Here is a 13,484-nt window from a genome sequence, read left to right on the forward strand (position 1 = left end):
TCAGCGCAGCTGAAACCAACGAAGAGTCCCCGTGGTCGAGCAACCCGCAGGCATCTCCCCCGAATCGCCCGAGGCGCGGCGCTTGGGGCTGGGAACGCGCCCGCAGCACCGGCGCGGCATCCGCGGGTTCCTCGACAAGAGCTGGGTCATCCTCAAGCGCGTGGTGGTCGGCACCTTCGAGGACGGATTCACCTTCGCTGGCAACCTCGCCTATCTCAGCCTCGTCACGCTCTTCCCCTTCTTCATCGTCGCCGCCGCCTTCGCGCGGCTGATCGGCAAGACCGGCGAAGGCCTGCACGCGCTCGACGCCTTCCTGCGCACCGTGCCGCCCGACGTGGCGACGGTGCTGCGCCAGCCGGTGCACGACGTGCTGGAGGCGCGGACCGGCAGTCTCCTCTGGTTCGGCGCGATCGTCGGGCTGTGGACCACCGCCGGCTTCATCGAGACGATCCGCGGCATCCTGCGCCAGGCCTATGGCGTCCGCTCGCGCACGCCGTTCTGGCGCTATCGGCTCGGCGCGATCGGGCTGATCGTCGGCTCGGTGATCCTGGTGATGGCCGCCTTCAGCTTCCAGGTCGCGCTCACCGCCGCGGAGCAGTTCCTCTACCGCGTCTTCCCCTTCGCCTCCGACGCGCAGCGGACGATCTCGCTCACCCGCCTCGCGCCCGGACTCGCGCTGTTCGGCGCGCTCTACATGCTGTTCTACTCGCTGACCCCCGGCACCTATCGCAAGTCGAAATGCCCCAAATGGCCGGGCGCGGCGCTCACCACCGGCTGGTGGCTCGCCACCACGGCGCTGCTCCCCGGCATCCTCGCCAGCGTCACCAGCTACGACCTGACCTACGGGAGCCTCGCCGGCGCCATGATCGCCCTGATCTTCTTCTTCATCGTCGGACTGGGGCTCGTGCTCGGCGCCGAACTCAACGCCGCACTGGCGGAAGCGCCCGGTAACGGTCTAGAGGAGCGGGAAAATGGAGGTTGATCGGTAGTGACCGGACTGATGCAGGGTAAGCGCGGGCTGATCATGGGGCTCGCCAACGATCGTTCGCTGGCCTGGGGCATCGCCCAGAAGCTGGCGGAGCAAGGCGCCGAGCTCGCCTTTTCCTACCAGGGCGAAGCGCTCGAGAAGCGCGTCCGCCCGCTCGCCGAGCAACTCGGCTCGGACTTCCTCATCGAGTGCGACGTCGCCGAGATGGACTCGCTCGACGTGGCCTTCGCGACGCTCGCCGCGCGCTGGCCGACGATCGACTTCGTCGTCCATGCGATCGGCTTCTCGGACAAGAACGAGCTGCGCGGCCGCTATTACGATACCAGCCTCGACAATTTCCTGATGACGATGAACATCTCGGTGTTCAGCTTCACCGCGGTCGCCAAGCGCGCGCGCGAAATGATGCCCAACGGCGGCAGCCTGCTGACGCTCAGCTATTACGGCGCCGCGAAGGTGGTGCCGCACTATAACGTCATGGGCGTCGCCAAGTCCGCGCTCGAGACCTCGGTCAAGTATCTCGCGGTCGACCTGGGGCGCGACAATGTCCGGGTGAACTGCATCTCGGCGGGCCCGATCAAGACGCTCGCCGCCTCGGGGATCGGCGACTTCCGCTACATCCTCAAGTGGAACGAGCTCAACTCGCCGCTCAAGCGCAACGTCACGATCGAGGATGTCGGCGGCGCCGGGCTCTACCTGCTCTCGGACCTCGCCTCGGGCGTGACCGGCGAGATCCATTATGTCGACGCCGGCTACAATGCGATCGGCATGAAGGCCGAGGACGCGCCCGACATCGCGCTTTCCTGACCGCGATGACGACGATCGCGATCCGCCCCGCGACCGGCGGCGACGTGGCCGCGATCGACGCGCTGCTGCGCCGCGCTTTCCCCGCCGCCGACGAAGCCCGGCTGGTGCAGCGGCTTTGCATCGACGGCGACATGGTGCTGACGCTCGTCGCCGACGACGAGGAGACCGGCGCGATGGCGGGCATGGTCGCGTTCAGCCGGATGACGGCGGACGTGGACGGCAAGCAAGTCGCCGCGGTCGCGCTGGCGCCCGTCGCGGTCGAAGCGGACTACCGGCGCCAGGGCGTCGCCGAGGGGCTGATCCAGGCCGGGCTCGACCATCTACGCGAAGCGGGCGCGACACTGTGCTTCGTGCTCGGCGAACCCGATTACTACCAGCGCTTCGGCTTCGCCGCCGATTGGGCGCGCGGATTTGCCTCGCCCTATGCGGGCGACTATCTGATGGCGCTGCCGCTGCAGGGCGGCGCGATGCCGTGCGGCGTGCGCGGCGAGGCGGCGCATGCGCGGGCCTTCGCGAAACTGGGCGAGACCAATTGAGCTACAACACCTTCGGCCGCGTCTTCCGCTTCACCACCTGGGGGGAAAGCCACGGCCCCGCGCTGGGCGCGGTCGTCGACGGCTGCCCACCCGGGCTCGCGCTGAGCGAGGCGGACATCCAGCCCTTCCTCGACAAGCGCCGCCCGGGCCAGTCGCGCTTCACCACCCAGCGCCAGGAACCCGACCAGGTCCGCATTCTCTCGGGCGTGTTCGACGGGCGCACCACGGGCACGCCGATCAGCCTGATGATCGAGAATGTCGACCAGCGCTCGAAGGATTATTCGGACGTCGCCAAGGCCTATCGCCCCGGCCATGCCGATTATGCCTATGACCGGAAATACGGCTTCCGCGACTATCGCGGCGGCGGCCGTGCCTCGGCGCGCGAGACGGCCGCGCGGGTGGCGGCGGGCGCGGTCGCGCGGCTGGTGATCCCCGAGGTCTCGATCCGCGCCTGGGTCGAATCGATTGGCGACGACCGGATCGACGGCGAGAATTTCGACGCCGCCGAGATCGACCGCAATCCCTTCTTCTGCCCCGACGCTGCCGCGGCGATGCGCTGCGAAGCGCTGGTCGACGCCGCGCGCAAGGCGGGCTCGTCGCTGGGCGCGGTGATCGCCTGCGAAGCGACCGGGGTGCCGCCGGGCTGGGGCGCGCCGATCTACGCCAAGCTCGACAGCGAGCTCGCCGCCGCCGCCATGTCGATCAACGCCGTGAAGGGCGTCGAGATCGGCGACGGCTTCGGCGCGGCCTTGCTCTCGGGCGAGGAGAATGCCGATGCGATCCGCCCCGGCACCAATCACCCCGAGTTCCTCGCCAACCACGCCGGCGGGATCACCGGCGGCATCTCGACCGGCCAGCCGGTGAAGCTGCGCGTCGCGTTCAAGCCGACCAGCTCGATCCTCACGCCGGTCGAGACGATCACCCGGGAGGGCGAGGCCACCGAGATCACGACCAAGGGCCGCCACGACCCCTGCGTCGGCATCCGCGGCGCGCCCGTGGTCGAGGCGATGATGGCGCTCGTGCTCGCCGACCAGAAGCTGCTCCACCGCGCGCAGTGCGGTTGAAGCGAGGGAACGCGCCCCGGAAGCGGCGCGTCTTCACTTGGTCGCAGCCGGCACCGCGCTCGGCTCGACGCGGATGACGAACATCTCCCGCTAGGGCGGCGGCGACGTCCGATGGGCCGTCGCGTCGTCGTGCACCCGCGACCCCGGCGGCGCGTTCCGCCATTCACAGGGGAAATCGGGAGACTGACATGCGATTCAGCAAGCTTGCCGCGACCTTGACCCTTTGCGGCTGCTCGGCCGCTGCCTATTCGGCGGTGCCGGTGCAGGATGCCCCGCCGCCGCGCGACAACCTCCAGACCGCGCCGGCGCCCACCCCTACTCCGACGCCAAGCCCAACGGCCTCGCCGACTCCGACACCAGCCCCCGCACCCGATCCGATGCCGAGCCCGTCGCCCACCCCGGACGCCAATCCGCCCGGCTGAACGACCACGTGCGATCCTCTAGCGCCAGAGCGCAAGCCCGGCGCAGAGGATCGCGATCACCAGATGCGGCAGGAGGACATGCGGCATGAGCGCACTGCGGAGCACCGAGCTGCGCTGCGGCGGTTCCGCCCCGCCGAAGAAGGCGTGGGTGACTTGCAGCGGCGCAATCGAGTCGCCGGCCGGATCCTTGTCGGCGAAGCTCTTCTCGATCGCGACGATGCGCGGATAATAGCTCCGCTGGAAATGCTTCCAGCCGGCATCGATCCACCAGAAGCAAAGCGCCCCGAAGCAGCAGAGCCAATAGACCAGCACCCGCGCCTCGACCGACACTTCCTTGGCGATCGTCGCACCTGCCGCGCCGACAAGACACGCCGTGACGCTCCAGCCCTTGATCTGCAGGCTCTTGTCGTCGAATTTCTCGACGACACCCTGGAGGTAGAAATATTCCTCCTTCAGCAAGGGGCGTTTTTCTTCGGGGGTCATGCGCTGATCCTAGCAGCGCATGATCCACGCAGCTAGTCGGCGAAGGGATCGCGAACGAGGATCGTGTCCTCGCGCTCGGGGCTGGTCGAGACCAGCGCGACCGGGCAGCGGATCAGTTCCTCGATCCGGCGGATGTACTTGATCGCCTGCGCCGGGAGCTGCGCCCAGCTCCTCGCGCCGGCGGTCGATTCGCTCCAGCCGGGCATCGTCTCGTAGACCGGCTCGATCGCAGCCTGGTCGGCAGCGTTGGCGGGGTAATAGTCGAGCTCGCGGTCGCGCAGGCGATAGCCGACGCAGATCCGGATCTCGTCGAACCCGTCGAGCACGTCGAGCTTGGTCAGCGCGATGCCGGTGATCCCCGAAACCGCCGCCGACTGGCGCACCAGCACCGCGTCGAACCAGCCGCAGCGCCGCTTGCGCCCGGTGACGGTGCCGAACTCATGCCCGCGCTCGCCCAGCCGGTCGCCGACCTCGTTCGCCTGCTCCGCCGGGAAAGGCCCCGAGCCGACGCGCGTCGTATAGGCCTTGGCGATGCCGAGGACGTAGCCGACGCCGCTCGGCCCCAGCCCCGACCCGGCCGAGGCGGTGCCCGCCACGGTGTTGGACGAGGTCACGAACGGATAGGTGCCATGATCGATGTCGAGCAGCACGCCCTGCGCGCCTTCGAACAGGATGCGCCGCCCGCGCGACCGCGCCTCGTTCAGCATCCGCCACACCGGCTGGGCAAACGGCAGCACGAAGCCCGCGATCTCCTTGAGGCTCGCGACCAGCGCGGCACGGTCGATCGGCGCGACGCCGAAGCCGGCACGCAGCGCGTCATGGTGCGCGAGCAAGCGGTCGAGCTGGGGCTCCAATTCGTCGAGATGGTCGAGATCGCACACGCGGATCGCGCGGCGGCCGACCTTGTCCTCATAGGCCGGCCCGATGCCGCGCCGCGTGGTGCCGATCTTGCCCGCGCCGCTCGCATCCTCGCGGAGGCCGTCGAGCTCGCCGTGGAACGGGAGGATCAGCGGGCAGGTGTCGGCGATCATCAGCGTGTCGGGGGTGATGTCGACGCCCTGGCCGCGCAGCTTCTCGACTTCGGCCTTCAACGCCCACGGATCGAGCACCACGCCGTTGCCGATCACGCTCGGCGTGCCGCGCACGATGCCCGAGGGGAGCAGCGAGAGCTTGTAGACCTTCTCGCCGACGACGAGCGTGTGGCCGGCATTGTGCCCGCCCTGGAAGCGCACGACGACGTCCGCCCGCTCGGCGAGCCAGTCGACGATCTTGCCCTTGCCTTCATCGCCCCATTGGGCGCCGATCACTGCGACATTTGCCATGGATGCGCGTCTCCGCCTGCCGGGGCGGACCCAGGCCGCCCTTCGACAGGACTCGGCGGCTGGGCATTCTAGCGATGGACCCGGGCCTTGCCGGGCGGGGGCGCCAATGAAGCGATGCGCGTTCAGCGTCAAGGGGTGAGTCGACATCGCGATGCGGCACGCTATGGGAGGCGGCGAGAGGAGAACATCGGCATGAAATTGGCGAGCCTGAAGCACGGCCGCGACGGCAAGCTCGTCGTCGTCTCGAACGACCTCGCCTGGTACGCCAGCGCGGCGATGATCGCGCCGACGCTCCAGGCAGCGCTCGACGACTGGGACCGAGTCGAAGGCGACCTGCGCAACCTCGCCACCGACCTCGAGCATGAGGCGATCCCGCGCGAACGCTTCCACGAGCGGCTCGCCGCCGCGCCGCTGCCGCGATCGTTCCAATGGGCCGACGGCTCGGCCTATGTGAACCACGTCGCGCTCGTCCGCCAATCGCGCGGCGCCGAGATGCCCGAGAGCTTCTGGCAGGACCCGCTGATGTACCAGGGCGGATCGGACGGCTTCCTGGGCCCGCGCGATTCGATCCCGCTCGCCGACGAAAGCTGGGGCGGCGACATGGAGGCCGAAGTCGTCGTCGTCACCGGCGACGTGCCGCAGGGCGTGAGCCGCGAGGACGCGCTGGCGAGCATCCGTCTCGTCGGGCTCACCAACGACGTGTCGCTGCGCAACCTCATCCCGCCCGAGCTCGCCAAGGGCTTCGGCTTCTTCCAGTCCAAGCCGGCGAGCGCCTTCTCGCCGGTGTTCGTCACCCCCGATGCGCTTGGGCCTTGGTGGCAGGACGGCAAGCTCCACCGCACGCTGATGGTCGACCTCAACGGCAAGCCCTTCGGCCGCGCCGCCGCGAACGTCGACATGACCTTCGACTTCGGCACGCTGATCGCGCACGCCGCGAAGACGCGCAGCCTCGGCGCGGGAACGATCATCGGCTCGGGCACCGTCTCGAACCGCGACGCCGACGGCGGCCCGGGCAAACCGATCGCCGAGGGGGGGCTGGGCTATTCGTGCATCGCCGAGGTCCGCACGGTCGAGACGATCCTGCGCGGCTCGCCCGAGACGCCGTTCCTCAAGGCCGGCGACACGGTGCGCATCTGGGTGGAGGACGACAAGCATCACCCGGTGTTCGGGGTGATCGAGCAGACCGTGGTGGCGGGATAGGTCGGGGCAGTCGCGATCCGCCCGGGGGGCCGCGCAGGCGGACGGCGAGGCGCCTCAGTGTATTATTTATGCAATACAGTTTACACGGTTGACACCAATCATCTGAAAAAATCCCATCCGGGGGAAGCGAACACGCGTCGGCCCCTGGATGAGCGCTGGGCTGGATCGACGATACGAAAGAGCGCGGCCAGGGTCGCGTCTCAACTCCTATTTTGCAACCCATGGCCGATCGATCCGCGGGACATCGTCGTCACTTGAGCGGGTGCGCCCGACCCAGGCCGACCTAACCCTCAACCGTCATCCCGGCGAAAGCCTCGTCCTCAAAAGCCGAACGCCCCCTGCCGCGACTCGAGCCGCCAGCGCCCCAGCTCGACATGCCGGGTCGCACCCACCACGCTGTGGATCAGCACGAAGTCGGTCGCGTCCCAACCGATCGGCTCGATCGGTTGCTGGAAGGGCGCGCCGTTGCGGTAGAGCAGCGTGACGTGCGGGCTGAAGCTCCAGCCGTCGCGTGCCAGGCCGTGGCGGCGGAGCGGCTCGGCCAACTGGCGACTGAGCTCGGCGAGGCCGGCCGAGCGGCGGCTCGGGCGCAGCGCGATCGACCGGTTGCTGCCCGAGAGCCGGTCGAGCCGCACCGCGAAGGGACCGAGCGCCACCGCCGCGCCGATCGCCAGCATCGCCTCAGCCACGGCCTTGGGGAATCGCTCGAAATCACCGGCGATCGCGAGCGTCTTGTGGAGCCGGTCGTTGGCGACGAGGCTCGTCGCGCCGGGGAAGGCATCGCGGTGCACCGCGATGAGGTTGCGCTGCACGAAGGGGGGCAGCAGCGCGAAGAAGAGGCGGTGGAGCAGCACGGATCCGGTCCTCAATGAAAGTCGCGCGAGCGCACCGGGATCAGATCAGGCGCCTTGAGGCTGCGGCGTGGCGGCCAGCTGTCGGCGGGACGCTGGCGGGGCAGCTTGATCCGGTCGCGCGGGTCGATCTCGCCGCCGTGCGTCGCGCCGTCGCCAGGCATGGTCAGTCGCGGCAGCTCGAGCCCGGCGACTTCGCGCAGCATGGGCGTCAGGTCGGTCAGTTCCTCGGCGACGAGGTGGATCACCAGCCCCTCGCGCTGCACGCGCCCTCGAATGGCCAGCATCGTCGCCGACATGACGATGCGGCGATTGGCCTCGAACCGGTCGCGCCACAGCACCGCATTGGCGATGCCGGTCTCGTCCTCGAGCGTCACGAACACCACCCCCTTGGCGCTGCCCGGCCGCTGGCGGACGAGGATCAGCCCAGCGACTTCGACAGCGTCGCCGTCCCGCATCTGCAGGAGATCGCCGCATCGCGCGATCCGCCGCGCCGAGAGCCGATCGCGCAGGAAGGCGAGCGGGTGCGCGCGGAGCGACAGCTGCGTCGCGCGATAATCCTCGACCACTTCGGCACCTTCGGTGAGCGGCGCGAGCATGACATGCGGCTCGACCGCCTCGGGCACCACGAACCCCTCGCGCGCATCCGCCGCGGCGAGCAGCGGCAGCGGCGCCTGGCCGAGCGCCTTGACCGCCCACAGCGCCTCGCGCCGCGCGAGCCCGAGCGAGCGGAAGCCGTCCGCACGCGCCAGCCGTTCCAGCGCCGCAGGCTTCACTCCGGAGCGGCGCCAGAGTTCCTCGACCGACGCGAAGGGCCCGCCGGCGGCGCGCGCGTCGAGGATCCGAGTCGCATCCGTCTCCGCCAGGCCCTGCACGACATGCATGCCGAGCCGCAGCGGCAGCAGCGCCGCCCAATCGCCATCGCCGCCGCAGAAGCGTCCCCGCACCCGCGTCGAATCGCCGGGCCCTGCGAGCAGCCGCGTGTCCCACGAGCTGTCGTTGACGCACACCGGCCGCGCCTCGACGCCATGTTCGCGCGCGTCGCGGATGATCTGCGCGGGCGCATAGAAGCCCATCGGCTGGGCATTGAGCAGCGCGGCGCAGAACACGTCGGGGTGCCGGCACTTCATCCAGCTCGAGGCATAGGCGATCCTGGCGAAGCTCGCGGCATGGCTCTCGGGGAAACCATAGTTGCTGAACCCCTTGATCTGCTCGACGAGCCGTTCGGCGAAGTCGCGGCTGATCCCGCGCTCGAGCATGCCGGCGATCAGCTTGGGGCCGAACTCGCCGATGTCGCCGCTCGACTTGAAGGTCGCCATCGCGCGCCGGAGCCTGTCCGCCTCGGTCGGCGTGAAGCCCGCGCCGACGATCGCCACCTGCATCGCCTGTTCCTGGAACAGCGGCACGCCCAGCGTCTTCTTCAGCACATCCTTGAGCGCCGGCGAAGGATAGTCGACCAGCTCGGGCTTCTCCCGGCGCTTGAGATAGGGATGGACCATGTTGCCCTGGATCGGGCCGGGCCGGACGATCGCGACCTGGATCGTGATGTCGTAATGGTCCACCGGCTTCATCCGCGGCAGCATCGACATCTGTGCGCGGCTCTCGATCTGGAAGACGCCGAGCGTGTCGGCTTTCTGGATCATCGCGAAGGTGAGCGGGTCGTTGGCCTGGAGCACGTCCGAGGCAAGCGTGAGATCCACGCCCTTGTGCTCGGCGAGCAGGGCGAAGGCGCGGCGCATGCAGCCGAGCATGCCGAGCCCCAGCACATCGACCTTCATCAGGCCGAGTTCCTCGATGTCGAGCTTCTCCCATTCGACGACGCGGCGGTCGATCATCGCCGCGGGCTCGATCGGCACGAGCGAATCGAGCCGGTCGCGCGTGAGCACGAAGCCGCCGGGATGCTGCGAGAGGTGCCGCGGCGTGCCGATCAGCTCGCGCGCGAGCTGCAGGGTCAGCGCCAGCCGGGGATCGTTACGATCGAGGTTGAGCGAATCGGCATGGCCATCGTCGACCTCGTTCGACGACCCCCAGACCTGGGAGGAAAGCGCCGCGGTCAGGTCCTCGGGCAGGCCGAGCGCCTTGCCGACCTCGCGCAGCGCCCCGCGCGAGCGATAGCGGCTGACCACCGCGGTCAGCGCGGCATGGTCCTGGCCATAGGTGTCGTAGATCCACTGGATCACTTGCTCGCGCCGCTCATGCTCGAAATCGATGTCGATGTCGGGCGGCTCGCCGCGCGCGCCGGAGACGAAGCGCTCGAACAGCAGCTGGTGGCGGATCGGATCGATCGACGTGACGCCAAGCGCATAGCAGATCAGCGAATTCGCCGCCGAGCCGCGCCCCTGGCACAAGATCTTCTGACTGCGGGCATATTGGACGATCGAATTGACCGTCAGGAAATAGGGCGCGTAGCGGAGCCTGCGCACCAGCCGCAGCTCCTTGTGCATCAGCCGCCGATAGGGGGTGGGCATGAAACCCGAGAATTTGGCCCGCAGCGATTGCCAGGCGAGCCGTTCGAGCGCGCGCTGCGGGGTATGGCGGCTCATCACGACCTCGTCGGGATATTGATAGTCGAGCTCGCGCAGCGAGAAGCGGCAGCGCTCGACGATCGCTTCGGACGCGCGCAACGCCTCGGGGCAAGGCTGGAAGCGTCGCGCCATTTCCTCGGGCGGCTTCAAATGCCGGTCGGCATTGCGCTCGCGGCGGAAGCCGAGCGCGTCGATCGTGGTCCGCTCGCGGATCGCGGTCACCACGTCCTGGAGCATCCTCTTGTCGGGATGGTGGTAGAGCACGTCGCCGGTCGCGAGCGGCGTGAGGCCGAAGCGCCTTGCCGCTTCGTTGAGTTCGTGGAGCCGCAGCGCATCGCCCGGGCGGCGGTGTTGGGTGAGGCAGACGTGCCCGCGCCCCTCGAACAGATCGGCCATCCAGCGCAGCGCGATTTCGTCCCCCCCAAGGGCAAAGCTTTCGCCGATGCCGGGGACCAGCGCCGCGACCAGCCCCTCGGCATGGACCGCGACATCCTCCCAATGGAGGAAGCATTTCCCCTTCTCGCCGCGCTGGGCATCGGCGCGGCTCTTGCCGAGGGTGAGCAGTCGCGTGAGCCGGCTCCACGCCGGCCGGTCCTCGGGCCAGACGAGCAGCGAGGCGCCGTCGGCGAGGTCGAGCCGGCAGCCGGCGACGAGCCGCACCCCCGTCGCTTCGCTCGCCACCAGCGCGCGGACCACGCCCGCCACCGAATTGCGGTCGGTCACCCCCAGCGCGGGCAGCCCCATCAGCGCCGCGGTGGCGAACAACTCGTCGGGCGAGGACGCACCGCGCAGGAACGAATAATGCGTGGTCACCTGGAGCTCGGAATAGGTCATCCGAACACCCCGTGGAGATACCAGCTCCGGTCGCCGGTGACGTCACGCTCGCCGTCGCCGCTGCGGAACAGCCAGTAGCGGCGGCCCTGCTCGTCCTCGACGCGGAAATAGTCGCGCACGCTGTGGACCTCGGTGAGCCGCTTCCACCATTCGCCATGGACGCGCTCGGGCCCGTCGGCGCGGACGATGCGGTGCGTCTCGCCGCGCCAGGTGAAGCGGCGCGGCGGATGGTCGGGCATCAGCGCCATGACGTCATCGACACGCTCGGGCCGGCGCAGCAGCCGCGCGGGGCGCGGCCAGCGATGGTGCCACGGCGGCATCGGCGGTGCGCGGTCGAGCTGGCGGACGTCGTCGGGTTTCGGCCGTGCGCCACGGCTCTCGGGCGGGTCGAGCGCCCCCGTGCGCCGGACCGAGCGTTCGGGGACGTCGCTCTCTAGGGGCGCGCACCGCCACAGCCGGTCATGGCCGATTCGCGTGGCGAGCGTGTCGACCAGCGGGGCGAGATCAGGTCCGGTCTCGGCGTCGAGCCGCTCGGCGAGTTCCTCGGGCCCCAGCGGCTCGGCGCGGCGGACATGGAGGGTGATCGCGTCGATGCCATAGCCGGGCTCGATGCTCTCGATCCGCCGCGCGAGCAGCCGGACGAGATGTGCAGGGTCGCGGCTGGCGCGCGCGAGGCCGATTCGGATCAGCTGCGGCACCCCGTCGACGCGGTCGGCGACCAGTTCGACCATCCGTGCGCCCTGCCCTGCCTCGGCAAGCGCCTGGGCGAGGTCGGGCGCGAGCCGGCCGAGCCAATGCGCGATCGCTTCGGCGGTGAGGATCGGCTCGGCGAAGCGGCGGCCGACCGCGATCAGCTGCGGCGGCACGACGGGCTCGAGCGGTTCGGGAAGATTGCCCAGCGCCTGCTCGAGCCGCTGCGCGAGCGCGAAGCCGAAGCGGCGGACCAGCGGCGCGCGCGGCATCGCGGCTAAGGTGCCGATGCGGATCACCCCCAACCGGCGGAGCAGCTCGGCCGCGGGCCCCTCGATCCGCAGCGCCTCGGGGGGCAGCGACGCGATCGCTTCGGCGTGGCGGGCGGGGGGACAGACCGTCACGGCCCGCGAAGTGTGCTGGACCAGCGCCCACGCCGCCCCCGGCGTGTCCGCCACGGCGATCCGCGCCGAATGGCCCAGCCGCGCGAGCAGGCGGAACAGCCGGCGCGCCATCGCTTCCTCGCCGCCGAACAGATGCGCGACACCCGTCAGGTCGAGGAAGATCACGCCCTCCTCGCCATGCGCCACCACCGGCGACCAGCGTCGCGCCAGCGCGATCGCGAGCGCGCGGCGCGCGGTTTCGTCGCCCTCCGGGTCGGCGGGGCGGATGTCGAGCCGGGGGACGAGCACGCGCGCCTGAGTGATTGCCATGCCTGGCACGAGTCCCAGCGCCAACGCCTCGGGCGAAGCGGCGGCGACAAGATTGCGATTGCCTACGCGAGTGGAGGTGACCAGCGCCTCGCCCTGCGCAGAATCGGGCGGGGGGACGGGGCGCGAGTCGCTCTCGCCCTGCGCCCAGCGTGCACCGGGCCGCCAATGGCCCTCGCCGGGTTGCCGAGCGAGTCGCGCAAGGCTCGCCGAAGGCGTGGCTGCCTCAGGCGGCGCGGCGATCGGCCCTGCCCGTCGCAGCCTTTCGATCGGCCAATGCGGCAGGCAGAGCGCAGCGACCCGTTTCATCGCATGCCTCCACGATCCAATTTGCCCCGTCGCCGCCGCGCTGCCGCGCCAGCTCGAGCGACCAGCGCGCGCGACCCACCCCCGCCACCGGCAGCGGCGTCGACGGCGCAGTCCCGACTCGCCAACGCGTCACCGCCGCCGAGGGCAGGCGGAACGGATCGCTGGTCGTGCGCCCGTGCCGCCGCATCAGCAGCGCGATCGTCCGCCCGCCTTCGGCGGCAAGCTGGAGCCGGCGCGTCGCCGTCATGTCCGCGCGCTTCGCTTCGCCCACCACCGCGCCGAGCCCGCGATGCCGGAGCCCCTCCTCCATCACCGCGAGCAGTTCGGCATCGTCGCTCGCCTCGGCATAGAGCAGCCTTTTGTGCGCCAGCCCCGATTGCGCGAGCCCGGGCGCGAACAGGTCGCGCCGCCGCACCACCCAGAGCACCGGCCCCCAGGCGCGTGCGGCGATTCCCGCCATGAACAGCGTCGCCGCGCAATCGTCGGCAAGGTCCGCGCTCGCGCCCGCGATTTCGTGGAGCGCATCGAGCCGCAGCCCCTTGTCGGCCAGCGCCTCGTCGACTGCGCCGATTCCCATCGGCAGCACCGGCCGCCGGCGGAAGCTGCCGGTTTCGAGCGTGCGCAGCGTTTCGCGCAGCTTGGCCAGGACGACGGGATCGGGCATGGTGTTGCGACTCGGAACTCGATTTGTTCCTATTTTGTTCCCATCTCCAACAGAGTCAAGCCATGCTTGAGCTGTGCCGAGC

General features: G+C 69.9%; 12 protein-coding genes. 6 read left to right on the plus strand and 6 right to left on the minus strand.

What is annotated here, in order from left to right:
* Window positions 1-31 precede the first annotated feature (31 nt).
* From J7495_RS17495 to J7495_RS17515, 5 genes are all read left to right on the plus strand, one after another.
* Complete coding sequence (locus J7495_RS17495) at window positions 32-982, plus strand: YihY/virulence factor BrkB family protein (RefSeq protein ID WP_294058138.1); 951 nt, start codon at window positions 32-34, stop codon at window positions 980-982.
* Window positions 983-988: 6 nt separating this feature from the next.
* On the plus strand, window positions 989-1,792 hold the full coding sequence (fabI, locus tag J7495_RS17500) for an enoyl-ACP reductase FabI (protein WP_294058139.1): 804 nt from the start codon (window positions 989-991) through the stop codon (window positions 1,790-1,792).
* A 5-nt stretch (window positions 1,793-1,797) separates the two neighbouring features.
* Window positions 1,798-2,328, plus strand: a complete 531-nt coding sequence (locus J7495_RS17505) for an N-acetyltransferase (RefSeq protein WP_294058140.1) — start codon at window positions 1,798-1,800, stop codon at window positions 2,326-2,328.
* Window positions 2,325-3,392: a chorismate synthase gene (aroC, locus tag J7495_RS17510; RefSeq protein WP_294058141.1), complete on the plus strand. Its 1,068-nt coding sequence runs from the start codon at window positions 2,325-2,327 to the stop codon at window positions 3,390-3,392. Before J7495_RS17505 ends, aroC begins: the two co-directional genes overlap by 4 nt.
* A gap of 188 nt (window positions 3,393-3,580) precedes the next feature.
* Window positions 3,581-3,814 (plus strand): hypothetical protein, encoded by a 234-nt coding sequence (locus J7495_RS17515; protein WP_294058142.1) that lies wholly within the window; start codon window positions 3,581-3,583, stop codon window positions 3,812-3,814.
* 18 nt (window positions 3,815-3,832) lie between these two features.
* On the opposite strand, the gene J7495_RS17520 is transcribed toward J7495_RS17515, so the two are convergent.
* The gene (locus tag J7495_RS17520) at window positions 3,833-4,297 is read right to left on the minus strand and encodes a hypothetical protein (RefSeq protein ID WP_294058143.1); all 465 of its coding nucleotides are present in this window, start codon (window positions 4,295-4,297) and stop codon (window positions 3,833-3,835) included.
* Window positions 4,298-4,329: 32 nt separating this feature from the next.
* Complete coding sequence (locus J7495_RS17525) at window positions 4,330-5,619, minus strand: adenylosuccinate synthase (RefSeq protein ID WP_294058144.1); 1,290 nt, start codon at window positions 5,617-5,619, stop codon at window positions 4,330-4,332.
* A gap of 192 nt (window positions 5,620-5,811) precedes the next feature.
* Here J7495_RS17525 and J7495_RS17530 point away from each other — a divergent pair, with 192 nt between their 5' ends.
* Complete coding sequence (locus J7495_RS17530; RefSeq protein WP_294058145.1) at window positions 5,812-6,819, plus strand: fumarylacetoacetate hydrolase family protein; 1,008 nt, start codon at window positions 5,812-5,814, stop codon at window positions 6,817-6,819.
* A gap of 320 nt (window positions 6,820-7,139) precedes the next feature.
* Here the strand turns inward: J7495_RS17530 and J7495_RS17535 are convergent, their stop codons facing one another.
* Genes J7495_RS17535 through J7495_RS17550 form a run of 4 tightly spaced genes read right to left on the minus strand, consistent with a single transcriptional unit; the run spans window position 7,140 to window position 13,402 of the window.
* The gene (locus J7495_RS17535; protein ID WP_294058146.1) at window positions 7,140-7,673 is read right to left on the minus strand and encodes a 2'-5' RNA ligase family protein; all 534 of its coding nucleotides are present in this window, start codon (window positions 7,671-7,673) and stop codon (window positions 7,140-7,142) included.
* 11 nt (window positions 7,674-7,684) lie between these two features.
* Window positions 7,685-11,029 carry an error-prone DNA polymerase gene (locus tag J7495_RS17540; protein WP_294058148.1) on the minus strand — a complete coding sequence of 1,115 codons (3,345 nt, stop codon included), beginning with the start codon at window positions 11,027-11,029 and terminating at the stop codon, window positions 7,685-7,687.
* Window positions 11,026-12,738, minus strand: coding sequence for a DNA polymerase Y family protein (locus tag J7495_RS17545; RefSeq protein WP_294058149.1), 1,713 nt, complete (start codon window positions 12,736-12,738; stop codon window positions 11,026-11,028). Before J7495_RS17545 ends, J7495_RS17540 begins: the two co-directional genes overlap by 4 nt.
* Complete coding sequence (locus tag J7495_RS17550; RefSeq protein ID WP_294058150.1) at window positions 12,656-13,402, minus strand: protein ImuA; 747 nt, start codon at window positions 13,400-13,402, stop codon at window positions 12,656-12,658. Before J7495_RS17550 ends, J7495_RS17545 begins: the two co-directional genes overlap by 83 nt.
* Window positions 13,403-13,484 lie beyond the last annotated feature (82 nt).

The organism is Sphingomonas sp. (assembly GCF_017745215.1).
Classification (GTDB): Bacteria; Pseudomonadota; Alphaproteobacteria; order Sphingomonadales; family Sphingomonadaceae; genus Sphingomonas.